We start from the raw sequence: 26,061 nt of genomic DNA, 5'->3' as shown, positions 1-26,061 counted from the left end.
CCCACACCCCGCACCGGGTGGTGCATCCGGCTGCCGGGTCAGCCGGCCGAACTCTTGCGGATCGCCAGCGCGGTGGGGAACGCGTCCCGTTGCCAGGTGTCCATCCGGCGCTGGAGCAACAGTCGGGTGGCGCTCGCCGCGATCTGTTCCACCGGCTGGTGCACCGAGGTCAGCGGCGGGCTGGCGGCTGCGGCGAGAACGCTGTCGTCGAATCCGACCAGGGCCACGTCGTCCGGCACCCGTCGACCCGACTCCATCAGCACCTGCAACGCTCCGGTGGCGGTCTGGTCGCAGGCGCAGAAGATCGCGTCGAGGTCCGGGTGGGTGGCCAGCAGTCGGCGGGTGGCCTCGGCACCGGTCTCACGGCTGAAGTCGCCGTCGGCGGTGATCGGAGTCAGGCCCAGTTGCGCGATCGCGTCGAAGTAGCCGTCACGCCGGCCGACCGCGCAAGGGTTCTTCATCGGTCCGTGGATGGCGGCGATCCGGCGCCGCCCGAGGGCGTACAGGTGACGGATCGCGGAGCGTACGCCGTTCTCGTTCTCGGCGGTGAAGGACGGGATGCCCGGTGCCGAGCGTCCCATCGACACCATCCGTTCCCGGTCACGGGACAGGTCCTCGGCCAGCGCCGGTGACACGTTCACCAGGACCGAGCCCAGCCCCGGACTACGTGTCGCGACGGCGAGCGCGGCGGCGGGTGCCCCCTTTTCCACGACGTTGATCCGCAACTGCACGTCGGTGTCGGCCAGCCCTTCGAGGATCCCCGCCACGACCCGCCCGTAGTGCGGGTTGGCGCCGAACGAGCGCCGGTCCCGCTCGACGACCACGAGTTCCACGACGTCGGCACTGCCGGTGGCCAGGGCGCGGGCCACCGGGTTGGGGCGGTAGCCGAGCGTGGAGATCACCTCTTCGACTCGCTGCCGTACCTCCGGTGCGACCCCGGGCTCTCGGTTGATGACCCGTGACACCGACGACCGGGACACCCCGGCCGCTCTCGCCACGTCCGCCAGGGTCTGCGTCCTACGCTCCATGCGCTCAGACACTAATGCTGTTGCCACCACCCGGACAGGCTGTTTATCCGGGGCTGAAACGCCGCTGCCGACGATCGGCGACTCCGGAGAAGGTGAGCCCGAACCCGCTGCGCAGAAGCACCTGACACAGCAGGGTCCGGGCGCCGTTCCGCCCGGCGTCTAGCCGATCGCCGGGGTGCCATCACCTCCCGATCCGGTTCCGCCGTGTTCGAGCAGGTCCGCGGGCAGGCGGTGCCGGAGCAGTTCGGCGAGCCGTGGCCGTACGCCGAACATGCCGGTCACGGCCCGGACCGACGCCTCGGCCTCGTGGTCGGCGGGACCTGGCGTACGGACTGCCCGGATCAGGTTGTTGCGCGGGGTGTGCTCCACCGGGACGAAGGCGAACACGTCCACCCGGTAACCGGCCAGCCGCAACAGCGACGCGCGTAGCGAGTCGGTGAGCAGGTCACCCAACTGTTCCTTGAGCACCCCGTCGCGGACGAGGTCGCGGAAGCCCTCGGGCATCGCCCGGGAACGCAACTGCCGTTGCAGGTCGTGCTGGCAACACGGCGAAGCCAGCAGGTAGTCCACGTCGTGCTCCACCGCCAGCGCGAGTACGTCGTCGGTCGCGGTGTCGCACGCGTGCAAAGCGACGACCAGGTCCGGCGACTCCGCCGGTTCGTACCGGTCGATCAGCGCGGTGGCGAACGTGAGGCGGTCCTGCCAGCCGAGCTGTTGCGCCCGCGAGTTGTTCCGGGACACCAGCTCGGCATCCCGGTCGACGCCGACGACCACACACAGAATCCCGATCTCGGTGAGGTGGTGGACGGTGGCGAAGGTCAGGTACGCGTTCCCGCACCCGAGATCCAGTACCCGCAGCGGCCGGTCCCGACCCTGCTCGTCGGCCAGGGTCGCGCCGAGCACCCGTACGAACTCGTTGATCTGGCGGTACTTGCGCTGGGAGGTCGGCTTCACGGAACCGTCCCGGCTGACACCGAGCACCCCGAGAAACGGGGCGTCCTCCGGGATGACGCGGCGGCGTACCTGGTCGTGCGCGAGATCCTGGCTGTTCGCCTCGTTCCGCCGGGTCAGCAACAACTTGCCGCGCTTGCTCACCCGCCCCTCGATCGTGGCCGTACGCAACTCCACGTGGCCGTTGCGGAACGGGACCTCGACGAGTTCGTCGATCACGGTGTCGATCCCGGCGTAGTTCCGGGTGGTCGAGTTGTCGCTCGTGTGCCACTCGACCTGGGTCTGGACCGTGCCCCGCAGCGCTACCTTCCGTACGACGACGCGGCGCCAGGGATGCGTCGCCCCGGGTGTCGTGCCGCTGAGAACCGCACGCTGGAACTCGTCGTGCCGCAGCGCGTAGCGAATGAGATCCGCAATATTGGCTATATCGGACATCTAATTGAGCCTTCTGTTGAATCGCGTGATCAACGTCGGCCGTGGGCCGTCGGTCGCGCGATGAATGGATGGGCTCTGAGGGAACTGTCGCACGGGTTCCGCCCGACGGGTCGGCACCCGACCGGGCGGAACCGAGGCGACTGAGGTGCCAGCCGTGGCGGAGAGTGACCCAGCAGGCATCCGGTTCCCCGCCTGATCGGGGGCAGGCTGGCGTACGTTGGGCTGCATGTCCGTACCAAGTGATCCCACGCCTGCCCTACAGGCATACGCCGACCCGCAGCGCCTCGTCACCACCGAGTGGCTGGCCGAGAACCTGGGCGCGAAGGGTCTGGTGGTGATCGAATCCGACGAGGATGTGCTGCTCTACGAGACCGGCCACATCCCCGGTGCGATCAAAGTCGACTGGCACCTGGAACTGAACGACCAGGTCACCCGGGACTATCTCAGCGCCGAGGCGTTTGCCGAACTCTGTGCGGCCAAGGGCATCGGCCGGGACGACACGATCGTCTTCTACGGCGACAACTTCAACTGGTGGGCGGCGTACGCGCTCTGGGTCTTCTCTCTCTTCGGCCACGGAGACGTACGGCTGCTCAACGGCGGCCGGCAGAAATGGGTGGAGGAGGGTCGCGAGCTGACCCGGGACAAGGTCGAGCGCCCACGCGCCGAGTACCCGGTGCCGACGCGCGACGACAGCCAGATCCGCGCGTACCGCGACCAGGTGGCGGCGCACATCGCCAGCGCCCGGCCGCTGGTCGACGTCCGCTCGCCGGGTGAGTACAGCGGTGCGCTGCTGCACATGCCCGACTACCCGCAGGAGGGGGCGATGCGCGGTGGGCACATCCCCGGTGCGGTGAACAAGCCGTGGAAGTCGGCGGCGAACGAGGACGGCACCTTCAAACGCCCCGACGAACTCCGGGCGATCTACGCCGACGAGCTGGGGCTGTCGACCGCGGACGACATCATCGCGTACTGCCGGATCGGTGAGCGGTCCAGCCACACCTGGTTCGTGCTGCGCCACCTGCTTGGCTACCCGCAGGTCCGCAACTACGACGGCTCCTGGACAGAATGGGGCAACCTAGTCCGCGCCCCCGTGGTCCAGGGCGACCAACCCGGCGGCCTCCCCACCCCCTGACGCCGTACCGCCCCCATAGATCACCCCTCTTGTAGAGAAAGAGTGGCTTCCCGTGCGGGAATAGCCACTCTTTCTCTACAAGAGGGGTCAGGCGTGCGGGGTGAGGTGGCGCAACGATCGCAGGTCGGGGGTTGGGATTCGGCGGATGACCTTGCCGGTGGACAGGTCGAGGCAGGTTATGGCGTTTTCCTGGCCGACGAAGCAGCGTTTGTGGTCGGGGCTGGTGGCGATGCCGCGTACCGGGGTGGGTAGCTGCCACCGGACGGGGTCGGCACCGGCCAGCGGGACGATGACCAGGTCGTGGCCGGCGCCGACCAGCAACGTGCCGGCCGGACCGGTGGTCGCGGCGGCCGAGACGATCGGCCCGGTCGGCGGGGTGAACCGCAGGGTCCGGCCGACCGTCAACGCGGACGGGTCGATCAGCGCCACCGTGCCGCTGGTCGCGTCCACCACGTAGACCCCGGCACCATTCGGGTCGAGGGCGATCGCATGCCCGGCCGCCGGCTGCTCCCCGAACGGCGACGGCAAATCAACGCAGTACGCCCACCGCTCGGTCAAATTCAGCGTGTGGACAAACGCGTGTACGTGCGGGGCGTCCTCGCGTGCACCGCCGATCAGATCCCGGGTGTGCTCGTGTTCGGGCTGGTGGGTGTAGAGGGTGAACAGTTGCCGGGTGGTGCTGTCGTACACCGCCTGCCGTCCCTCGCCCCGCATCTCCTCCTCCGCACCCGCCGGCACCACCGCCTTCAGCCGGGTGAGCAGCGGTTGCAGCTCGCCGGAGGCAAGATCGACCATGCGTACGCGGTAGCGGTCCGGTGCCGCCGGTGGCAGGTAGTCGAGGACAAAAAGCGCCTGCCCGGTGGCGTCGAACGCCTCCGGCTCCAGGTTGCCGGCCAGCTCCACCCGGCTACGCTCCCCGGCCGTGCCGGCGACCACGATAGTGGTCCGCTCCCGCCCACCCGGCCGGTACGGACCGGCACCTGGCTTGCCCGGCGTCGCGAGCGCCACCAGCGAACCGTCCGGGTTGGTGGCCCGCGCGGCAAGCCGATCGGGAAGGGTGCCGCCGCTGACCGAGGCCCCGTCGGAGAGCCGATGACTGGTCAACCTGGTCCCCTCGCCGGCCAGCTCGGTGCGGACCAGCCGGGTCCCGTCACCGCTGACCACGCCCTCGGACCGGCTCACCACGGTCTGCCCGGTGGCCGCGTCCAGCACCGCCAGTTCCCCCGTCGCCAACTCGACGACCAGGGATTCCGTCGGTGTCGAGCCGCCCCGTGCCGGCCCCTCCTCCGCGCTGCCCCGACATCCGCCGCTGGCCACGACCATTGCACCGCCCGCCGCACCGGCCGCGATCCCGCCGGCCAGCCGCAGCACCGTACGCCTTGTAGTCATGCCTGGTAGAGGCGTGACCGCCGAGCCAGGTTCCGACCCGTTCGAGTCACCTTTTTGTCGGCTGGGTCTCGTGCGGGTCAGCGTTTCGTTGGCTGGTCCAGGTCCCGGGAGAGGTGGGAGCGGCGCAGGCCGAACGCGCGCAGTCGACGCAGGTCGGTCAACCGGTCGTAGCTGAGCTGGAGATGGAAGTAGTTGACGTGCTCGATGATCGCGAACAGCCCGTACCCCAGGCCCGGCCACGAGCCGAGCCCTGGCGAGTCGACCGCCCCGTACGCGGCGAACCCGACTCCGATGGCCAGTAGCGGCAGGTTGGCGAGCCGGAGCAGGCGGAAGATCCGGAAACCCGGCAGTACACGCTGGCGGGTGTTCGCCTGGTGCAGCTTCGCCAGCCAGTAACCGGCGCCCTCGATCAGCAACAGTGAGAAGAGCAGGTACCCCGCGACGTTGGCAAGGGTCACCGGTGCGCCGATGATGCCGATCCAGACGGCGGCGTGCAGCGGAATGTTGACCAGTTCACCGGCGGCGAGCGAGCGCAGCCGGCGACGTACCGGCCTGCTCGTGCCGACAGCGGAACGCGAAGTTGTTTGCACGCTCCGGATCATTCACCACCGATGCCGCATCGCGTGGCCCCTACGCGGCGGGGGACTACGCGGCCGGGATGGCTTGATCCATGCGCTCTGAGCTGTTCTCCGAGTGCCTTCCACAACAGCTCAGAGCGCGTGGATCAAGAGAGACGCGCACTTGTCTCTCCCGGCTTCCTGTTCGGGGGGATCGGAAGGACGTGGCTTGTCCGCGCTTCGCTCGGGATCCGTGGATCGTGCACGACGTGTACCTTCCGGAGTGGCGGCCTGTCGGGTTGTAGTGGGACGGTGCGCCGCCGCCCAGACCACTACCTGGGGAGGCAGAGCATCATGTCGACAGACACCATCGGCGCGCGGATCAAATACTGGCGCCTCCGACGCGGCGGAATGACCCAAAACGTTCTCGCCGGCCTTGCCGGAGTCTCACAGTCCTACATCTCCCAGGTCGAAGCCGGCCGTAAGACCGTCGAACGGCGGTCCACCCTCATCGGCATCGCCGCGGCTTTGCAGGTGACCGTCGCTGACCTGCTGGACCAGCCTGGTGACCCGACGGATCCGGCGAAGGCAGGCGCAGTCGACACGGTCCCCTTGATCTGGGCCGCTCTGATCGAGATCGAGGAGGGTGAGCGGCGCACCGCGACCTGGACCGCCGAACAGCTTTCCGTCGGGATCAAGCGGAGCGTCGAGCTTCGCGACCAGGCGAACTATCCAGAGTTGGCGCGGACGCTACCAACACTGCTCCTGGCCGCTGCCGGGCACGACGACGGAGGGCGGGCCCTCGCCCAGGTTGGATATCACGCGTCAGCCTGTTTGCGGCACCTCGGCTACCGGCACCTCGCGCGGAGCGCCGCGAAGGTGGCCCTGTCCGCCGCCGAGCAATCCGGGCAGGCCGCATGGGTTGGCGCGGCCCGGTTCGCCACCACCCAGTCGCTGCCGATCGAGGCGGCCGGAGTGGCCAGTCGAGTAGCCGGTCGGGCGCTCACGGACCTCCAGGGCGCTGCGGCAGCGCCGGACGTACGGCAGATGCTCGGCATGCTGCACCTGTCGGCGGCGTTCAGTTCCGCAGTGGACGGAAGGGCCGACGACGCGCGGGCACACCTTGAGGATGCAGCGCGAGAAGCCGACACCCTTGGCGACCCGGAAGACGGGGCGGGCTTCAACCAGGGCGGCTTCGGACCGACGAACGTCAGGTTATGGGAGATGTCGATCGCGGCCGAGCTTGGCGAGTACGGCCGGGTGGTCGAGCTGTCGCAGGCCGTACGTCCTGATCCGCTCCGGGCGGCGGTTCGGCACCAGTCGTACTGGTTGGACCTCGGTCGGGCGTTGGCGCAGTCGGGGCGGAGCGACCGAGAGGCGCTGACCGCGTTCATCCGCGCGGAGCGGGCGGCGCCGACAACGTTCGGGCTGAACCCTCTTGCGCACGACGCGGTGGTGGCCATAGTCCGCCGGGCCCAACGCCGTTCGGTCTCCGACGATTTGCGAGTGCTGGCCCGTCGGGTGGGCGTGGACGTCGACGCATAACCACTGGTAATAACATCCCGTTCAGCTCTCCGTAATCTCCTGATCACGGCGCGGCGACGGGCATGTGCGGCACATTCACCGTACGGCGGACTTTGATCTGGCCCGTTGGCGCGCCTCCCGATCGCGTCGAGCCGGCTGCCCCCGTGGCCGGCTCGACGCCCGGGGGTGCGGTGCCCCGGGACGGTCGCCGCACCCCCGGTCAGCCGATGGAGGTGCGTGATGGCGGACGACCCACGGCCGGCGGAGTCCCAGCCGGCCTCCGACCGGAAGCCGACCGATGATCCGGTGCCGTGGCCGCTGGTCAGGATGGTGCACAACGCCGCGAGCTCGCCACCTGCTGGCGGATCCGGAGCTGCGGGCAGTGAGCAGCAGGCGGTGACCGGGTGAGTTCGCAACCGGTCCTTCCGGTGGTGACGGACCAGCACCGGCCGTGCGGGAAGCGGTGGGAGTGCGGCACCTGTGGCAAGGCGTGGCCGTGCGAGCCGGCCCGCGCCCGGTTGACCCGTGAGTACGGCCACGACCGGGTGTCGCTGGCCTGTTACCTGGGTACGCAATTGGTCCACGCCGCCCGGGACATCCGGGACGTGACCCCACGAGAGCTGTACGAGAGGTTCGTGTCGTGGACCCGGTGACGGACCGGTACGTGAAGGTGACGGTGAACCTGACCCGACCCGCCGACGCTGCCCTGACCCGACTCGCGACCGGCTGGGGCGTGACCCGTACGGACGCGCTGAACCGGGCGACTCGGCTGGCCGACGTACTCCACGACCTGGCCCCGAATGGGCACCTCACGATCACCCGACCCGACGGGACGATCGCGGACGTATACCTCGTGTGACACCGGAGTCGGCGGCAACCGTCTCCGGAAAGCAAAGGCGCCGGCCCCGACCACCCCGGTCCGGGCCGGCGCCCGCGCCTCTCCCGGAACTCCCCGTGATCCGGAAGAGTTCGGCCGGCTATGGCGAGCCAAACTCTTCGTGACGAGGCGTGGACGCGCCGAGTAGACGCTGGGCGGTCAGGGTGGCGACGGCGAAGACGGCGGCTGCGGCGTACGCGACCGGGAGCAGGCCGTACGCGTTCGCGGTGAAGCCGGCGACGATCGCGCCGATCGGGGCGGCGAGCAGCCCGGCGAAGCGCTGGGCGCTCCCGACCCGACCCAACAGCTCAGCCGGTACGTGCCGCTGACCGTACGCGGACCAGAGTGCGTTCCAGCTCGCCGATCCGGCGGAGAAGACCGCCAACGCGATCCCACCCGGCACCGGGTGCCGGGAGAAGGCGAGCGCCACCAGCGCCAGTGTCTGCGCCACCAGCACCCAGCGCAGCCCGGTCAACGTGCCGAGCCGACCCGCCAACCGACCCGCACCGAGGCCGCCGGCCAGGCCGCCGATCACCGCCGATGCCATGAACAGGCCGTAGCCGGCCTCGGGCACCCGCAGCACCTCCAGCGCGTACAGCACCATCACCGCGATCAGTCCGCTGATCGCCAGGTTGGTGACGGCGGTCAGCACGGTGACCCGGAGCAGGGTCGGATCACGCTGGATCCACCGCAGCCCGTCCCCGGCCTCACGCCAGACCGATCGTCGCAAAGGGACCGATGATGGCGAGGCGGGCAGGGTGAGCGCGAGCAGCGCGGCGAGGGCGAACGAGGCGGCGTCGACCGCGAACGGGAGCGCGGCGCCGAGCGCGAAGAGCAGGCCGGCGACCGGGGCGCCGACAAATCCGCCGGCTACGGCCGTACCGGCGGCGAGCCTGCCGTTCGCGGCCGGCAACCGGTCGGCGGGCACCAGCGCCGGCAGCACCGCGAACGCCGCCGAGTCGAAGAGTGCGCCGAGGGTGGCCAGCAGGAACGCGGCGGCGGCCAGCACACCGACGCCGACCTGCCCGAACCACACCAGCACCGCCAGTGCGGCGACCAGCGCACAGCGCAGCCCGTCGACCGTCGCCATGGTGCGTCGCCGGTCCCAACGGTCGGCAAACACCCCGGCGAGCAGGCCGAACAGCAACGGTGGGAGCTGGCCGGCGGCGACCACCGCCGCGACCAGGCGCGGATCGCGGGTCAGCGAGACCGCGAGCAGGGCAAGTGCCGGCGTACGCACCGCGTCCCCGAACCTCGACGTCACCGCCGCCACCCAGAGCCGCCCGTACGCGGCACCCAGCAACGGTCGTACGCCGGCTTCCTGCCCTACCGTGAGTCTGGTCATCGTGCGACCCTGCGGCCTCGACCAGGTCGAGGGTCAACTCCGGCCCGGACTAGGGCCAGCGAGTGTCACCGGTCACCGGTACGGTGGGCGCCTGCACCTGAACCGGGGAGTAACAAAGCGTGGATCGCACCTTCCAGGTTGACCTTCGCGGCATCGTCGACCTGCTCAGTCACCATTTGTACGCAAGCCCCAGGGTCTACCTGCGGGAGTTGTTGCAGAACGCCGCGGACGCGATCACCGCCCGTCGAGCCGACGATCCGGGCGCGCCCGGGGTGGCCTGGATCGAGCCGCCCGAGCTGACCGGCGACGGCACCCTGCGGATCCACGACACCGGCATCGGGCTCACCGAGACGCAGGTCCACGAACTGCTCGCCACCATCGGCCGCAGCTCCAAGCGGGACGAACTCGGCTTCGCCCGGCACGAGTTTCTGGGCCAGTTCGGGATCGGCCTGCTCTCCTGCTTCCTCGTCGCCGACGAGATCCGGGTCGTGACCCGGCACGCCGACCAGCCGACGGTGCTCTGGACCGGTCACACCGACGGGCGTTACCAGGTCGAGCTGGCCGCACCGGACGCCGGTCGGGCCGAGCCCGGCACCACCGTCACCCTGGTCCCGCGTCCCGGTGCCGAGCAGTGGTTCACCCAGCCGACGGTCACCGAACTGGCCCGACTCTTCGGCTCGCTGCTGCCGGTGACCGTGCGCGTCGGCGAGGTCGAGACAACCGCCGGGCCGCCGCCGTGGTCACCCGCCGCCGGCACGTCACCGGCCGCCCGCCGCGAAGGACTGATCCGGTACGCCCGCGAAACGCTCGGCTTCACCCCGTTCGACGTCATCCCGCTGTCGGTGCCCGAGGCGGGCCTGACCGGGGCGGCGTTCGTGCTGCCGCAACCAGCGAACCCTGCCGCGCGGGTCGGACACCGGGTCTACCTGAAGCGGATGCTGCTCACCGAGGGTGCCGAGGGCCTGCTTCCCGAGTGGGCGTTCTTCGCCCGCTGCGTGGTCGACGCCGGTGAGCTGCGGCCGACCGCGAGCCGGGAGGCGCTCTACGAGGACGGGCTGCTCGACAGCACCCGGGAAGCGCTCGGCGACCAGTTGCGCGGCTGGTTGGTGCAGCTCGCCAGCGGCGACCCGCGCCGGCTCGGCGAGTTCCTCCAGGTGCACCACCTCGGCGTGAAGGCGCTCGCGCTGCACGACGACGAAATGCTCCGGCTGGTCGAGCAGTGGTGGCCGATGGAGACAAACACCGGCCGGATGACGCTGTCCGAGTTCCGGGCCCGGCACGGTGTCGTCCGCTACGCCGCCACCACCGACGAGTTCCGGCAGCTCGCCGCCGTCGCGGCGGCCCAGGACCTGGCCGTGGTCAACGGCGGTTACACGTACGACACCGAGATCATCGAGCGGTTGCCGGGGCTGGACCGGTCGGTGCTGATCGAACGGCTGGAGCCGACCGACCTGACCACCCGGTTCGACACCCTCGACCCGTCGGTGGAGCTGGCGCTGCGGCCGTTCCTGCTCACCGCCCAGCGGGCCATGGACCGGCTCGGTTGCGAGGTGGCGCTGCGCGCGTACGACCCGGCTTCGTTGCCGGCGTTGTACCTGGTCAGCCGATCGGCGGCATTTCACGACCAGCTTGAGTCGACCCGGCAGCGCGCCGACGAACTCTGGGCCGGTGTGCTCGACGCCATCGCCTCCTCCGGCCCGCCGGAGCGGCCACAGCTCGTGCTCAACCATCGCAATCCGCTGGTCCGGCGGATCACCACCCTCGGTGACCCGGAGCTGGTCGGCCTCGCCGTCGAGGCGCTGTACGGGCAGGCGCTGCTGCTCGGTTACCACCCGATCCGCCCGGCCGACGCAGCCCTGCTCAACAACTCTTTCCTCGGCCTGCTCGGCCGGGCCGTTCCGGGACAGGAGTGATCCGCGGTGGCCAGCGGTAACGACGAGCTGTGGTCGGTGTACGAGCAGGCGGCCGACATGCCGTTCGGCGCCGGGCAGATCGCCGCGGTGGAACAGTTGATCCGGCAGGTCGACGCCAAGGGTGACCAGGAGTTGGCGTTCGCCGCCCGGATGCTCGGCACCAGCGCCTACACGTACGGCGGCGAGCCGGCGAAGTCGTTCGTCACCTTCTCCTGGTGCCTGGCGGACTACGACCGCAATCCGCAGCCGTACCACCAGCAGCACGTACACACGCTGCTCTGGCACTTCAAGCACATGGTCAACGCGCTGCTCGACTTTCCCGAGGTGCCGCTGGAACGCACGTACGCGGTCCTCGACGACATGGAACGCCGCTACCGCGAGGGCGGCCACAGCCTCCAGGCGGTCTACAAGTACCGGCACCTGGTGGCCCGGCACCGGGGCGCCGACGAGGAAACCGAGGAGTGGTACCGCAAGTGGGTCACCGCGCCGCGCGACGAGCTTTCCGACTGCGCCGGGTGTGACCCGTCCGGGCAGGTCCGGCACCTCGCCGGGACCGGGCAGGTCGAAGCGGCGGTGGCGGTGGCCGAGCCGGTGCTCGCCGGGCAGTTGACCTGCAATGAGCAGCCGCAGGGGATCCTGACCAGCCTGCTGGTGCCGTACTTGCGGTCGGGGCGGCGGGAGCGGGCTCGGGACGCGCACCGGCGGGCGTACCGGCGGTTGCGGGGCAACCTGGCCGACCTCGGCAGCATCGGTGAGCACGTCGAGTTCTGCGCGGTCACCGGCAACGAGTCCCGTGGCCTGGAGATCGTGGAGCGGCACCTGGACTGGTTGGACCGGGCCCCGTCACCGGCTGATGCGATGTCGTTCGCCGCCGCGGCCGCCCTGTTGCTGCGCCGGCTCGACGAGACCGGGCACGGGGAGCTGACCGTGCACCGGCAGGCGTACGGCGAGCGGCCTGCCGCCGAACTGCCGGTCGGTGCACTCGCCGAAGACCTGCGACAACTCGCCGTCGACCTCGCGGCCCGGTTCGACAGCCGCAACGGCACGTCGAGCCAGTCGAGCTGGATCGGGCGACGCCTGGCGGCGGAGCCGATCGGGGAACACCTGCCGCTGTCGCCGACCGCCCGTCGGCGTACCGCCCCGGCTTCGGTCGCCGCGTCCGTCGTACCGACCATGGGCGAGATGCCGGCGGGAGCGACCGTGCCGCCGGTGCCCTCACCGGCCGACATCCCGGCCGAGGCGACCGCGTCCGAGCTGCTCGAACTCGCCGACCAGCACTGGAAAACCGAGCGCTACGAGCACCTGCGGGTGCTGCTGCGGGTACTCGACGAACGTTTCGGCAACGGCAACGGCAACGGCGGCGGGGACGGCGGCGGCAGCGACGGGGCCGGGGACGGGGACGGCGGCGGCAGCGACGCGGGGCGGGTGCTCACCCCGGCGGACGAGGCGCGGTGGGTGGAACTCCGGGCGGCGGAACTGGTGGTGGCCGACGACCGGCTGGCGGCGATCGAACTGCTCCGCCGGGCGACCGAGCTGTACCGGCAATTGGCGGACCACCGCCGGGAATGGGCGGTGGCCGGCCGGCTCGGCGTACTGCTCTGTCACGAGCGCGACGAGGCCGAGGGACTGCCGCTGGTCGAGGCGGGGCTGGCCTACCTGACCGAGCACGGGGACCGGGCCGAGGTGGCGGGTGCCCAGGACCGGGCCGCGCTGGCCCTGGCCGGTCTGCAACGCTGGCCCGAGGCGCTCGAAGCAGTGGAACTCGCGGCCGAGGCGGCGGCGGACGTCGACGATCCGTACCTGGTCGCCCGGATCGGGTTGCGTCGGGCCATTTGCCTTCAGGCGGCGGGCCGGCGCGAGGATGCCCGGGACGCGGCGGCGCGGGCTCGCGACAGTTACCGGACGCTGGCGGTGCCGGATCGGCTCGCCGCCGCCTGCATCTGCCACGCCCAGAACCTCGACAACCCGACCGACGTACGCGACGCGCTGGACGAGGCGTTGCCGTTCGCGACCGGCGAGGCGGCCCTACACGTACGGATCGGTCGGGGCCGGGCGTCGCTGGCGCTGGACCGTCCGGCGGATGCCGTCGAGGATCTTGTCGAGGCGGTGGCGATCTGCGCCGAACAGGGCATCGTCGACGGGTCCGCTTTCCTCCGGTTCGAGCTGGCGAACGCGTACCGGCGGGCCGGGCGGGCGCTCGACGCGGCGGAGGTGGGCGAGGAGGCGGTACGCGAACTGGACCGGCTCGGCCACCAGGGCGACGCGGACCGGTGCCGGCACCTGCTCGCCGGGGTCTACCGGGAACTGGACGAGGACCAGCTCGCGCTGTCCCTGCTGGACCAGCTCGCCGAGAACCTGGACGGGCCGGACAATCTCGGCGGCCGGGCGCAGGTGCTGGAGGAGGCGGGCGACCTGCTTTATGCCCAGGACCGGGACGCGCTGGCGGCACAGCGGTTCGCCTCGGCCGCGACCGCGTACGGGCTGGCCGGGATGTCGCTCGACGGGTCGAGGGCCCGACGGCGGGAGGCCGACGCCTGGCACTGGGCCGGTGAGGCGGACGCGGCGCTGGTCGCGGTCGAGCGCGCCGAAGCCGTACTGGCCGCACTGCCGGCGGAGGCGGCCGACGAGCCGGCGGTGATCTGGGAGTCGTCGATGCTCTCCGACAGTGCCGCTCGGGCGCTGATCGCGGCGGAACGCCCGGAGGAGGCGTTACGCCGGGTGGAGGGCGTACCGGGACGATTGCGGGCGATTGAGGCATTCGGCGAGGCTTTGCAGGTCGAGTTGCTGACCGGGGAGGTGCTGCTGCGGCTGGATCGGGCGGTCGAGGCAGAGCCGATCCTGCGTACGGTGCTCGGCGCCCTGCCCACCGGCTCACCCGCCGTACGCCGCGCGGCGTGGTTGCTCGCCGAGGCGCTCGGGCAGTCGGGGCGTGGCGAAGAGGCGGAGGCGTTGCGCCGGGAGCACGATCTGGACACCGATGGCTGAGCGGACCGGGACTAGGCTGACCTGGTGACGCTGGAACAGCAGGTGACAGGGGCGACGCCGGGCGGTACCCCGGCAACTCCGCGGCGCCGGTCGCGCCGTGACGAAATCTTGGAGATCGCGGTCGGGTTGTTCGCGGCCCGCGGCTACCACGGCGTGTCCATGGATGACATCGGGGCAGCCGCGGGCGTCACCGGGCCCGCCCTCTACCACCACTTCGCGGGCAAGGAGGCGATGCTCGCCGCTGCCCTGATCCCGGTCAGCCAGGGTCTGCTCGACGGCGGCCGACAGCGGGTGGCGGAACATCCCGGTCGGCCGCAGGCGATCCTGGAGTCGTTGATCGACTTCCACGTCGAGTTCGCGCTCGCCAACCCGGCGGTCATCGCGCTGCACCTGCACGAACTCGACCGGTTGCCGGACGAGCCGCGTCGCCAGATCCGCCGGCTGCAACGGCTCTACGTCGAGGAATGGGTGTCGGTGCTCACCGTGCTGCACCCCGGACTCGCGGCCGGCGAGGCCCGGGTGCTGGCGCACGCCGCCTTCGGCCTGATGAACTCCACCCCGTTCCTCGGCGGTGAGGTCGACCGTCGTCGCCGGGCCGCGCTGCTGCGGGCGGCCACCCTCGCCGCCCTGCTCGGCCCGATCTCCTGACCCTCGCCAGGTCTCCGGAGCAACCCCGGATTCGTGACCGGAGGGGTGCCCATGGTGTCCTAGCACTGTCAGGAGACCCGGAGACCCCGAGGAGAAGACATGATCGAGTCGCTGCTGGTCGCGAACCGCGGTGAGATCGCCCGCAGGATCATCCGCACTGCTCGGCGGCTCGGCGTACGGACCATCGCGGTCTATTCGGAGGCGGACGCCGACCTGCCATTCGTGCGCGAGGCCGACGAGGCGGTGTGTGTGGGACCGGCGAACCCGGCGCAGAGCTACCGCAATTCCGAGGCGATCCTCGCCGCCGCCAAGTCGACCGGTGCGGTGGCCATCCACCCCGGCTACGGCTTCCTGTCGGAGAACGCCGACTTCGCCCGTACGGTCGAGGCCAATGGCCTGATCTGGGTCGGACCGGGCCCGGACGCGATCACCGCGATGGGCGACAAGATCAATGCGCGGAACCTGATGGCCGCTGCCGGGGTTCCGGTGGCGCCCGGCACCACGGACCCGGCCGCGGACGTCGACGCCGCGCTCGCGGCGGCGGAGTCGATCGGCTTCCCGGTGATGGTCAAGGCAGCGGCCGGCGGCGGCGGGATGGGCATGGCCGTCGCGACCGACGCCGGGTCACTGCACACCGAGTACGACAAGGTCCGCGCGTTCGCGCAGCGGATGTTCGGCGACGGCTCGGTGCTGATCGAGCGTTACTTCCCCCGGGTACGCCATGTAGAGGTGCAGATTCTCGGCCTGGCCGACGGCCGGGTGGTGGCCCTGGGCGAGCGGGAGTGCTCGGTCCAGCGGCGCAACCAGAAGCTGGTCGAGGAGTCGCCGTCGCCTGCCGTCTCGTCCGAGCTGCGGGAACGTTTCCTGGCTGCGGCGGTACGCGCCGGTGAGGCGGTCGGTTACCGCAACGCCGGTACGGTCGAATGTCTGCTGGACCCGACGACCGGTGAGTTCTTCTTCCTGGAGATGAACACCCGGCTCCAGGTCGAGCACCCGGTGACCGAGCTGGTCTACGGGGTGGACCTGGTCGAGGAGCAGCTGCGGGTGGCGTCCGGCCTGGCGCCGAACTTCGACCCGGACGCGCTGGTGGCGCGCGGACACGCGATCGAGCTGCGGATCAACGCCGAGGACCCGAAGCGGTTCCTGCCGGGGCCGGGCGTGGTCAAGTCCTGGGTGGAGCCGACGGGCGAGGGTGTACGGGTCGACTCGGGTTACGAGACGGGTACGACGGTGACGCCGTTCTACGACTCGCTGATGGCGAAGCTCATCGTGTACGGGGCTGACCGGGCTGAGGCCATCGAGCGGGCTCGGGGTGCTGTTGCTGGGTTCGAGGTTGTCGGGCCGAAGTGCAATCTGCCGTTCTTCGCCGAGCTGCTGGAGAACGAGGAGTTCATCTCGGGTGAGTACGACACGGGGATTGTTGCTCGGATGCGCTGAGGGTGGGGTGGGGCCCACCGTGCCCACTCTGGGCCGTCACGCTTGATCCCCGCCGTGGGCACGGTGGGCCCCACCCTGAGCCGATCACCGTGGCGGGTGCAGGAGATCGTGGTTACGCCTCGGGATTGGGTGGGCGGTTGTATCGCTCCAGGGTGGCTTTGTTGGTGGAGGTGGTGCTCAGGCTCGCCCCGGACGGGCACCTGGTGGTGACCCGACCCGACGGGACCACCGCCGAGGTGTACCTGGTCTGATCCCGTGCCGGCGGCAACCGGTCCTGAAAAGAACAGGATGCCGCCCCACCCGCCCTCACCGACTCCTTCGCCGATCTTGCACTTGTGGCGCCCGACTTAGGGCATTCGTCAGGGAATGTGAACGGCCACAAGTGCAAGATCGGCGCGTTGGGCTTGGGCGGCGGCGGGCTGTGGGCGGGTGGGGGTGGGCGAGTGACAATGGGTGGGTCCAGTGGCGTCACAGTGAGGTGGCCGATGAGTCAACTGCCAGGTGCGGTGTCGATCCGCGAGGTGGGACCGCGCGACGGGTTGCAGAACGAGGATCCGATCCCGACGGATGCGAAGGTGCGGCTGCTCGACGCGCTCTCGGCGACGGGCGTCGGGCGGATCGAGGCGGTGTCGTTCGTGCATCCGCGGGCGATCCCGGCGATGGCCGACGCGGACGAGGTCTGGCGGACGGCGGTACGGGCACCGGAGGTGCGCTACTCGGCGCTGGTGCCGAACTCGCGCGGGGCGCAGCGGGCGTTGGCGGCCGGGTTCACCGAGATCGAGGTGGTGGTCTCGGCCAGCGACACGCACAACCGGCGCAACGTGAACCGGTCGACGGCTGAGTCGTTGGACGACATCGCGGAGCTGATCGAGCTGCTGCACGGGGCCGGTGCCTCGGTCGAGGTGATCGTGGCGACCAGCTTCGGGTGCCCGTACGAGGGGGACATCGCTCCGGAGCGGGTGGCGGGGATCGTCGACCGGGTAGTTGCGGATGGTGCCGACCGAGTTGCTTTCGGTGACACGACGGGGATGGGTACGCCGCGTCGGGTGCGGGAGTTGGTGACGGCGGTTCGCTCTGCCCAGCCGGACGTGCCGATGTTGCTGCACTTCCATAACACCCGGGGTACGGGCCTGGCGAACATCCTGACGGCGTTGGAGTTGGGCATCACCGAGTTCGACGCCAGCATCGGCGGCCTCGGCGGGTGTCCGTACGCGCCGGGGGCGAGCGGGAACGTGGCCACCGAGGAGGTGGTGCACATGTTGCACGACATGGGGATCGAGACCGGGATCGACCTGGACCGGTTGATCGAGGTGGCGGAGTTGGCGGAGAAGTTGGTCGGGCGGCAGTTGCCGTCGGGGGTGTTGCGGGCGGGTCCGCGTACCAGATTGGTCTGATCTGGCGGACGGTGACCTGTGTTGCTCGGCTTGATGCGCTAGCCTAACGACCGTTAAGTAGACTTGGGTGTCCCGACGCCTGTCGGGACACCTGGTCGGTTGGGTCGGGGTGCGGTGAGGAGTCGGCGTGACGCTCGACGGTGAGGCGCTGGAACAGCTCCGTAAGCGGGTCCGGGGCGGCGGCGCGGAGAAGTACCACGCGGCGAACGCGGCCAAGGGCAAGCTCTTCGCCCGGGAGCGGGTCGCGCTCCTGGTGGACGAGGGCTCCTTCGTCGAGGACGGGATCTACGCGAACGCGCTCGCCGACGGGTTGCCGGCCGACGGGGTGATCACCGGACAGGCGACCATCGACGGCCGGCAGGTCTGCCTGATGGCGAACGACTCCACGGTCAAGGCGGGTAGCTGGGGCGCCCGTACGGTCGAGAAGATCATCAGGATCATCGAGCGGGCGTACGCGGCCGGAATGCCGATGGTCTACCTGGTCGACTCGGCCGGGGCCCGGATCACCGACCAGGTGGACCTGTTCCCTGGGCGGCGCGGCGCCGGCAAGATCTTCTGGAACCAGGTACGCGCCTCAGGCTCGATTCCGCAGGTCTGCGCGCTGTTCGGGCCGAGTGCGGCCGGTGGCGCGTACATCCCGGCGTTCTGTGACGTGGTTGCCATGGTCGAGGGCAACGCGAGCATGTACCTCGGTTCGGATCGCATGGTCGAGATGGTGACCGGCGAGAAGACCACGCTGGAGGCGATGGGCGGGGCGCGGGTGCACTGCGCCGAGTCGGGCGTGGGGCACTTCCTCTGCAAGACCGAGGCGGACGCACTGAAGGTGGTGCGCGACTACCTGTCGTACCTGCCGGCGAACTGGACGCAGGAGCCGCCGGCCGCCGAGGCGGCCGAGCCGCCCGCGTCGGTGGACCTGGCCGCGCTGGTGCCGGCGAGCGAGCGGCAGGCGTTCGACATGCGGCGGTACGTCAAGGGTCTGCTCGATGCCGACTCGTTCCTGGAGATCCAGGCGCTCTGGGCCAAGGAGCTGACGATCGGGTTCGGCCGGTTGAACGGCGAGGTGGTGGGCGTCGTCGCCAACAACTCGATGTTCAAGGGCGGCGTGCTCTTCGTCGACTCGGCAGACAAGGCGACCCGGTTCGTCCAGCTCTGCGACGCGTTCAACGTACCGCTGCTCTTCCTCTCCGACGTGCCCGGATTCATGGTCGGTACGGCGGTGGAGAAGCAGGGCATCATCCGGCACGGCGCGAAGATGATCACGGCGATCTCGGAGGCGACCGTACCGAAGATCTGTGTGGTGGTGCGCAAGGCGTACGGCGCGGGTCTCTACGCGATGGCCGGGCCGGGCTTCGAGCCGGACGCGACGATCGCCCTGCCCACGGCGAAGATCGCGGTGATGGGGGCCGAGGCGGCGGTGAACGCGGTCTACGCCAACAAGATCGCCGCGATCGAGGACCCGGACGAGCGGACCGCGTTCGTCGCGGCGAAGCGGGCCGAGTACGAGCGCGACATCGACATCGTGCGGCTGGCCAGCGAGCTTGTCATCGACGCGATCGTCGAGCCGCACGAGCTGCGCACCGAACTGGTCCGGCGGTACGCCGCGGCCAAGGGCAAGGACCGCCAGTTCTCCCGGCGGCGGCACGGCGTCACCCCGGTCTGACCGGTTTCGTTTCGGCCGGTAGACCGCCACAAGCGGGCCGATCGGCACCCCCGTTCCGCGTTGTACCGCCTACGAGGAGGAACCCATGGACTTCCGGCTCACCGAGGAGCAGGAGGCGCTCCGGCAGACCGTACGGGAGTTCGCCCGGGAAGTGGTCGCACCGGTCATCGGCGAACACTACGAAAAGCACACCTTCCCGTACGAGGTCATCCGGGAGATGGGCAAGATGGGCCTGTTCGGGCTCCCCTTCCCGGAGGAGCACGGCGGCATGGGCGGCGACTACTTCGCGCTCTGCCTGACCCTGGAGGAACTTGCCCGGGTCGACTCCAGTGTGGCGATCACCCTGGAGGCGGCGATCTCGCTCGGCGCGATGCCGATCTTCCGCTTCGGCACCGAGGAGCAGAAGGCCCAGTGGCTGCCGAAGCTGCTCAGCGGTGAGGCGCTGGCCGGGTTCGGGCTGACCGAGCCGGGAACCGGGTCCGACGCCGGTGGCACCACCACCCGCGCGGTGCTGGACGGCGACGAGTGGGTGATCAACGGTTCGAAGGCGTTCATCACCAACTCGGGGACCGACATCACCGCGCTGGTCACGGTCACCGCGGTGACCGGCATCAAGGAGGACGGCTCGAAGGAACTGTCCACCATCATCGTCCCGTCGGGTACGCCCGGCTTCACCGTAGCGCCGGGTTACTCGAAGGTCGGCTGGTGTGCCTCCGACACCCACGAGCTGACCTTCGACGACTGCCGGGTGCCGGCGGCGAACCTGCTCGGCACCCGTGGCCGAGGCTTCGCCCAGTTCCTCCAGATCCTCGACGAGGGCCGGATCGCCATCGCCGCGCTCGCCGTCGGGCTCGCGCAGGGCTGCGTCGACGAATCCATCCGGTACGCCAAGGAGCGGCACGCGTTCGGCCAGCCGATCGCGAAGAACCAGGCGATCCAGTTCAAGATCGCCGACATGGAGTTGCGCGCCCACATGGCCCGGTTGGCGTACTACGACGCCGCCGCGCGGATGCTGGCCGGCGAGGACTTCAAGCGCCAGGCCGCGATCGCCAAGCTGTACGCGAGCGAGAGCGCGGTGGACAACGCCCGCGAGGCGACCCAGATCCACGGCGGCTACGGCTTCATGAACGAGTTCCCGGTGGCCCGCTTCTGGCGTGACTCGAAGATCCTCGAAATCGGCGAGGGCACGTCCGAGGTCCAGCGCATGATCATCGCCCGCGACCTAGGCCTCTAACCCCACCCCCCCACCCCACCCCACCCCCCACGCCCACCCCCACCCGTACCCCTCGACGATCTTGCAGTTGTGGCGCCTGAATTGAGGTACTAGGCCTGATTCGTGCACGACCACAAGTGCAAGATCGTCGGGGCGTCCGGGGGGGGGAGGGAGGGGAGGGAAGGGGGAGGGGCGGGGCTGGCGCTTTGATGGTGTTAGCGGGGTTCTGGGTGTGGGGTGCGCGGCGATCTGTTTCGGACTCTGGACCGGGTGACGGGTCCGAATGCGCGAATCGGACGTTCGGACTGACCGGTTGCGGGCTGGCGCGAGCGTGAACCGGGTGCTTGCATCGACGGGACAAACGCGCAAAGCGGCCGTACGGGTCGCCGGGGAGGTCTCGGTCATGTTCGCTGCACTCGGGCGTTCGATGTGGCGCTGGCGCTGGCCGGTGCTGGGCGCGTGGGTCGTACTCGTGCTCGCCGGTGCGACCCTCGGCGGACAGGTCTTCGACCGGCTGTCGACTACGGACAACCTGCGGTCGGACGCCGAGTCGCAGGTCGCACAGGCCCGGATCGACCAGCTCCTGCCCGAGGGGCCGATCATGGTGGCGGTGGTCCGGGACCGGGACCCGTACGACCCGCCGCTGGTGGAGAGCGTCACCAAGATCTCCGCCGAGTTGCGTGCCCTGCCGGGTGTGGCCGGTGTGGACGATCTCTACAGCGCTCCGGGCGGCCAGATCGGCGCCGACAACCGCAGCACCCTGGTCCGGGTCGAGCTGGTCGACGGCCAACCGGACGCCGAGCGGGAACGGGTCGAGGACCGGGTCACCGAGCTGCTGCGCCGTATCGACGCGCCGCAGGTGCTGGTCGGCGGCGAGAAGCTGGCCGAGCGGGCGTTCGCCGACCAGGCGATTCGGGACGCGGCGGTGGGCGAGTCGATCGCGCTGGTGGTGCTCCTGGTGGCGCTCGTGGTGATCGTCGGCGGGCTGCTGGCCGGCGCGATTCCGCTGCTGGCCGCGCTCGGTGCGGTCGCGGTGACGCTGCTCGGACTGCTCGGCCTGGCCTCGGTGACCGAGGTCGGCGAGTTCACCGTCAACGTGGTCACGCTGCTCGGCATCGGTCTCACCGTCGACTACGCGCTGCTGCTGCTGTTCCGGTTCCGGGAGGAGCGGGACGCCGACCCGGACGCCGGTCCGGCGGAGCTGCTCGGCCGTACCTTGGCCAGCGCCGGGCGGGCGGTGCTGGTCTCCGGGCTCGCCGTGGCGGCCGCGATGGCCGGCCTGTTCGTCTTCGCCGAGCCGCTGCTCGCGGCGATGGCGCTGGGCGGTGCCCTGGTCGTGGTGCTGGCGACGCTGGCCGGGCTGACCGCCGTACCGGCGCTCATCGGGGTCGCCCACCGGCGGATCCCGGCGCCGGGCGCGCGGACCTGGGCCAACCGCGCGGTCGGCGCGGTTGTCGGCCTGGCCCGCCGGGCCCGACCCGCACGATCCACAACCGTTGCGGGTACGCCGCAGCGCCCGCACCCGCGTTCCGCGCCGGTCGGCGGTGGTGGCCTGCTCGCCCGGCTGGCGACGTTCGCCCAGTCCCGGCCGGGGCCGGTGGTCGCCACCGTCTCGGCCGGACTGCTGCTGCTCTCCCTGCCGTTCGTGCTCGGTGCCAACCTGGCCAACTCCGACGCCCGGGCGCTGCCGTCGGACATGGAGGCACGTCAGGTGCACGACGTGCTGCTGCGCGACTTCGAGTCCGGCCGGGCGCAACCGGTTGTCGTGGTGGTCGACGCGGACCCGGCCACCTCGGCCGTACGTGACCTGATGAACCAGCTCAACCGGCTGCCGAACGTGATCCAGATGCAGCCCCGGCCGGACGTGCCCGGCAACGCGCTGGTGATCGACCTGACGCCGGAGGGCGCCACCGCCGGCCCGGAGTCCCGCGAACTGGTCCGTGCCGTACGAGCCCTGGACGCGCCGGTGCCGTTGCTGGTCGGTGGGGCCGCCGCCGAACTGGTCGACTACCGGTCCTCGGTGGCGCAGCGGCTGCCGCTGGCCGTACTGGTGTTGTTGCTGGTCACCGGGGTCCTGCTGTTCGTGCTGACCGGTTCGGTGGTGATCGGAGTCAAGGCGCTGGTGATGAACGCGCTGACCCTGCTCGCCACGCTCGGCATCCTGGTGGTGGTCTTCCAGTGGGGTGTCGGCGCGGCCCTGCTCGGCGTCGAGTCGTGGGGGGCGATCGACCTGACCACGCCGGTCCTGCTCTTCGTTTTCGTGTACGGGCTCTCCATGGACTACGAGGTCTTCCTGCTGTCCCGGATTCGCGAGGAGTGGCTGCGCTGGTCGGGGCGGGTGACCCCGGCGGGCCGGGCGAGTGCCGGTGACCGGGCGGTGCTGGCCGGGATCACCCGTACCGGGCCGGTGGTGACCGCCGCCGCAGTTTGCATCGTCATCGTCTTCCTCGGCTTCCTGCTCGGTGACCTGACCGCGGTCAAGGAGATCGGCTTCGGCATGGCGGTCGCGGTGATCCTGGACGTGACGGTCGTACGCGGACTGCTGCTGCCGGCGGTGATGAGCCTGCTCGGCGAGTGGAACTGGTGGGCGCCGGGGCCGCTGCGCCGGCTGCACGAGCGGTGGTCGGGTGGGCGTGGACCGGCGGCGGTGGCCGCTCCCGTACCGGCCGGTGTCGGGCGTTGAACCGGGACGGACTCGTCCCGGCGCGCTGATGTTGACCGATTGCTGACTGGAAGCTGCCCAGTTCCCGACATCTGCGGCGGTAACTGTCGGGTATCCGGTGCATTCCCCGTCGGCACCGCGACGCATGCCTGCCTCGGCTGGGGCGGTGTGCGTACTCTTCCTGCCCATGACTCCGGATCATGGGTCGGAGCGGGACGCCACCTGCTTCCCCGAGCTGCTGCGCACCCTGCGCCGGGCAGCCGGGATGACCCAGGCCGACCTCGCCGTACGGGCCGGTGTCGGAGTCCGGACCGTACGGGATCTGGAGCGGGGACGCGCGCAGCGCCCGCAACGGACCACGGTCGAACTGCTCGCCACCGCGCTCCGCCTCGGTGGTGTGGAACGGGCGGAGTTCGTCGTCTCCGCGCGGGGACAGGGCCCGACCGGTACGGAGTCCGGGTCGGCGAACCCGGCCGGCATCGCGGCGAGCGGGGCGGGCCCGGCGAGCACCGGCGTACCGACGTCGGTCCCCGGCGGCCGACCGGCGGCAACCGGACTCGGCCTGCCCGCGCCCGGTGCCCTGATCGGCCGGGACGTGGAGGTGCCCGAGCTGGCCGGCTTGCTGACCGGAGGCACCGGCGCGGCACCCTCGGTGGTCAGCCTGGTCGGGCTCGCCGGGGTCGGCAAGACCGCCCTCGCCCTGGCCGTCGCCGACCGGGTCACCCCGCAGCACCCGGGCGGGGTGGCCGGGATCGTGGTCACCGACCTGTCGACCGAGAGCGACGTGCTGTCGGCGGTCGCCACCGTGTTCGGCGTCGGCCGAGCCCAGGACCTGGCCGCCCGGCTCGCCGGTGGACCGTCGTTGCTGCTGGTCGACGCGGTGGAACGGGCACCGGGCGCGGTGGCCGAGGCGCTGCACCGGCTGATCGTCGGTGCGCCGACGCTACGGGTGCTGGCCACCGGGCGGCATCCGGTCGGGCTGGCCGGCGAACGGGTTTGGCCGGTGGCACCGCTGGAGGTGCCGCCCGCCGACGCCCCCGCCGAACTGACTGTGCTCGCCCCCTATCCGGCGGTCGAACTGTTCCTGGCCCGGCTGCGCCAGGTACGCCGGGAGCCCCCGCAACCGGACGAACTCGCCGCCCTGCTCGCCCTGGTACGCCGGCTCGGCGGTCTGCCGCTCGCGATCGAACTGGCAGCGGCACGCGGCGGCATTCTCGACCTCAACGGGATATTGGACCGTTACGGGGACCGGGTGCTGGATCTCGCCCGCCCGGCGGCGGTGCACGAGGCGGTCGCGTTGACCCTGCGGGATGCGGTGGCGGCCTCGTACCGGTTGCTCGACCCGGACGACCGGGTGGCGCTGCGTCGGCTGTCGGTCTTCCGGAACCGGTGGTCGGTCGAACTGGCCGAGGCGATGCTGACCGGTGAGTCCGACCGGACGGGGCGACAGTTGCCCGCGGACCCGGTGCCACTGCTCGACCGGCTGCTGGCGCTCGGCCTGCTCAGTGCCCGGGGGCGGGGCCCGTTCCGGTTCCGGCTGGTCGACGTGGTGCGCGACTTCGCCGCCGAGTCGGCGACGGCCGACGGCGAGCAGGTGGTGATCCGGCGCCGGCACGCGCAGGTGTTCGCCGGGCTGGCCGCCCGGACCGCGCCCGAGCTGAACGGGCCGAACCTGGGCGCCGCGGTGAGTCGGCTGGACGAGGTGTCCAGTGACCTCTGGGCCGCGTTGGCGCATGCCGCGACCGACGACCCGCACACCGCGTTGCGCCTGGCGGCGAGCCTGGTCCGGTGGTGGCGGTTCCGGGGCAGGGACGTCGCGGGGCGGCAGTGGTTGCGCCGGTTGCTGGACGATCCGCGTACGGCACACGCCGACCAGACCGTACGCGCCTGGGCCCGGGTGGGGGTGGCGCAGCTCGCCGCGGCACACGGTGCCGGCCCGCAGGAACTCCCGGCGGCACGGGCTGCGCTCGACTGGTTCCACGAGAACCGGGACGTCGGCGGCGAACTCGCCGCCCTCGGTGTGCTCTGTGGTCTGTGGACGGCCACCGGCGGCTACGGCGAGGCGCGGCGGCTGGGCGAGACCATGCTGACCCTCGCCGGTCGCAACGGTCGGTCTCGGGACATGGCGGTGGCGCAGCACTACCTGACCTGGCACGAGATCCGGGGCGCGGACCTGTCGGCGGCGCGGCGGCGGCTGGCCGCGATGGACCTGCTCGGCGCACAGTGCGGGGACGAGCGGCTACGGGCCCTGGCTCGGGCGAACCTGGCCGAGGTGGCCCGCCTCGACGGCCGGTACGCCGACGCGGTGAACCAGGGTCGGCGGGTGGTCGCCGCACTGAGCGAGTACGGCGACCCGACCCACCGCAGACAGGTGCTCGGTACGGTCGGGCTGGCCCTGGCCCAGGAGGGCCGGTTGGCCGAGGCGAGCGCGGTCCTGGCCGAGTTGCGGATGAACGCCGTGCCGCCGGTGGCGTCGGTGGATTTCCGGTCTCCGGTCGGGGCGCTGGACGCGGGACGGCCGCTCGTCGACGACCGGGGCGGCGGGGAGGACGGGACCTGTGCGCTGATCGAGGCGATCCTGGCCGTACAGCGCGCCGACCGGGAGTGGGCGGTCGAGTGGTACGCCGCCGCAGCCAGCGCGTACGCCGCCGCCGGTGACCTGCGCGGTGCGGCGGAGGCGTTGGTCGGGCTGGTGGCGACGACCGACGACCCGGACGTACGGACGGTGCTGCTGGCGCGGATCGATCAGGTGTGCCGCGAGGGCGCGGTCACCCTGCTACCTCGGGAGCGGATGGTGCTCGACGCGGTGCCGGCCGGGCCGCTCGACCCGAGGGACGACTGAGACCGAGCTGCTTCCGGGGCGTGGCGCGAGCGAGACTGCCCCCCGACAGCCCCTCATTTCCTCCCGCTC

At 71.0% G+C, this 26,061-nt stretch carries 18 protein-coding genes; 13 read left to right on the top strand and 5 right to left on the bottom strand.

All coding sequences use genetic code 11. The features are described 5' to 3' along the window. Positions 1 to 38: 38 nt before the first annotated feature. The gene (locus AB0J90_RS14690; RefSeq protein WP_363595923.1) at positions 39 to 1,028 is read right to left on the bottom strand and encodes a LacI family DNA-binding transcriptional regulator; all 990 of its coding nucleotides are present in this window, start codon (positions 1,026 to 1,028) and stop codon (positions 39 to 41) included. 159 nt (positions 1,029 to 1,187) lie between these two features. After that, positions 1,188 to 2,414, bottom strand: a complete 1,227-nt coding sequence (locus AB0J90_RS14685) for an SAM-dependent methyltransferase (RefSeq protein ID WP_363595921.1) — start codon at positions 2,412 to 2,414, stop codon at positions 1,188 to 1,190. A gap of 226 nt (positions 2,415 to 2,640) precedes the next feature. Between AB0J90_RS14685 and AB0J90_RS14680 the strand changes: the two genes are divergently transcribed. Beyond that, a complete protein-coding gene (locus tag AB0J90_RS14680; protein WP_363595919.1) occupies positions 2,641 to 3,546 on the top strand; it encodes a sulfurtransferase in 906 nt (301 codons plus the stop codon). A gap of 87 nt (positions 3,547 to 3,633) precedes the next feature. Here the strand turns inward: AB0J90_RS14680 and AB0J90_RS14675 are convergent, their stop codons facing one another. Then, the gene (locus AB0J90_RS14675) at positions 3,634 to 4,935 is read right to left on the bottom strand and encodes a hypothetical protein (RefSeq protein ID WP_363595917.1); all 1,302 of its coding nucleotides are present in this window, start codon (positions 4,933 to 4,935) and stop codon (positions 3,634 to 3,636) included. Between the two features lie 77 nt (positions 4,936 to 5,012). Next, positions 5,013 to 5,525, bottom strand: coding sequence for a hypothetical protein (locus tag AB0J90_RS14670; RefSeq protein WP_363595915.1), 513 nt, complete (start codon positions 5,523 to 5,525; stop codon positions 5,013 to 5,015). Positions 5,526 to 5,846: 321 nt separating this feature from the next. On the opposite strand from AB0J90_RS14670, the gene AB0J90_RS14665 reads away from it, so the two are divergent. The 3 genes from AB0J90_RS14665 to AB0J90_RS14655 all read left to right on the top strand — a co-directional run bounded on the left by AB0J90_RS14665 (position 5,847) and on the right by AB0J90_RS14655 (position 7,875). Further along, complete coding sequence (locus AB0J90_RS14665; protein WP_363595913.1) at positions 5,847 to 7,037, top strand: helix-turn-helix transcriptional regulator; 1,191 nt, start codon at positions 5,847 to 5,849, stop codon at positions 7,035 to 7,037. A gap of 383 nt (positions 7,038 to 7,420) precedes the next feature. Next, positions 7,421 to 7,669, top strand: a complete 249-nt coding sequence (locus tag AB0J90_RS14660; protein ID WP_363595911.1) for a flavin reductase — start codon at positions 7,421 to 7,423, stop codon at positions 7,667 to 7,669. Further along, a complete protein-coding gene (locus tag AB0J90_RS14655; RefSeq protein ID WP_363595909.1) occupies positions 7,657 to 7,875 on the top strand; it encodes a hypothetical protein in 219 nt (72 codons plus the stop codon). The genes AB0J90_RS14660 and AB0J90_RS14655 overlap by 13 nt, the downstream gene beginning before the upstream one ends. 118 nt (positions 7,876 to 7,993) lie before the next feature. Here AB0J90_RS14655 and AB0J90_RS14650 read toward each other — a convergent pair whose 3' ends face one another. After that, positions 7,994 to 9,238, bottom strand: coding sequence for an MFS transporter (locus AB0J90_RS14650; RefSeq protein WP_363595907.1), 1,245 nt, complete (start codon positions 9,236 to 9,238; stop codon positions 7,994 to 7,996). A 119-nt stretch (positions 9,239 to 9,357) separates the two neighbouring features. On the opposite strand from AB0J90_RS14650, the gene AB0J90_RS14645 reads away from it, so the two are divergent. From AB0J90_RS14645 to AB0J90_RS14605, 9 genes are all read left to right on the top strand, one after another. Further along, complete coding sequence (locus AB0J90_RS14645; RefSeq protein WP_363595905.1) at positions 9,358 to 11,151, top strand: HSP90 family protein; 1,794 nt, start codon at positions 9,358 to 9,360, stop codon at positions 11,149 to 11,151. 6 nt (positions 11,152 to 11,157) lie between these two features. After that, positions 11,158 to 14,136, top strand: coding sequence for a hypothetical protein (locus AB0J90_RS14640; RefSeq protein WP_363595903.1), 2,979 nt, complete (start codon positions 11,158 to 11,160; stop codon positions 14,134 to 14,136). Positions 14,137 to 14,178: 42 nt separating this feature from the next. Further along, positions 14,179 to 14,784 carry a TetR/AcrR family transcriptional regulator gene (locus AB0J90_RS14635; protein WP_363596259.1) on the top strand — a complete coding sequence of 202 codons (606 nt, stop codon included), beginning with the start codon at positions 14,179 to 14,181 and terminating at the stop codon, positions 14,782 to 14,784. A 99-nt stretch (positions 14,785 to 14,883) separates the two neighbouring features. Further along, positions 14,884 to 16,221 carry a biotin carboxylase N-terminal domain-containing protein gene (locus AB0J90_RS14630; RefSeq protein ID WP_363595901.1) on the top strand — a complete coding sequence of 446 codons (1,338 nt, stop codon included), beginning with the start codon at positions 14,884 to 14,886 and terminating at the stop codon, positions 16,219 to 16,221. 485 nt (positions 16,222 to 16,706) lie between these two features. Further along, the gene (locus AB0J90_RS14625) at positions 16,707 to 17,615 is read left to right on the top strand and encodes a hydroxymethylglutaryl-CoA lyase (protein WP_363595899.1); all 909 of its coding nucleotides are present in this window, start codon (positions 16,707 to 16,709) and stop codon (positions 17,613 to 17,615) included. Positions 17,616 to 17,742: 127 nt separating this feature from the next. Further along, positions 17,743 to 19,275: an acyl-CoA carboxylase subunit beta gene (locus tag AB0J90_RS14620; RefSeq protein ID WP_363595897.1), complete on the top strand. Its 1,533-nt coding sequence runs from the start codon at positions 17,743 to 17,745 to the stop codon at positions 19,273 to 19,275. 85 nt (positions 19,276 to 19,360) lie between these two features. Beyond that, complete coding sequence (locus AB0J90_RS14615; protein WP_363595895.1) at positions 19,361 to 20,509, top strand: acyl-CoA dehydrogenase family protein; 1,149 nt, start codon at positions 19,361 to 19,363, stop codon at positions 20,507 to 20,509. Positions 20,510 to 20,891: 382 nt separating this feature from the next. Next, positions 20,892 to 23,171, top strand: a complete 2,280-nt coding sequence (locus AB0J90_RS14610; protein WP_363595893.1) for an MMPL family transporter — start codon at positions 20,892 to 20,894, stop codon at positions 23,169 to 23,171. 166 nt (positions 23,172 to 23,337) lie between these two features. Further along, the gene (locus tag AB0J90_RS14605) at positions 23,338 to 25,992 is read left to right on the top strand and encodes a helix-turn-helix domain-containing protein (protein WP_363595891.1); all 2,655 of its coding nucleotides are present in this window, start codon (positions 23,338 to 23,340) and stop codon (positions 25,990 to 25,992) included. Positions 25,993 to 26,061 lie beyond the last annotated feature (69 nt).

It is taken from the genome of Micromonospora sp. NPDC049523, from assembly GCF_040676775.1.
In the GTDB taxonomy this organism is placed as follows: Bacteria; Actinomycetota; Actinomycetes; order Mycobacteriales; family Micromonosporaceae; genus Micromonospora_G.
Note: the sequence above shows the minus strand (reverse complement) of the source record. Positions and strands in the feature narration are given on the sequence as shown.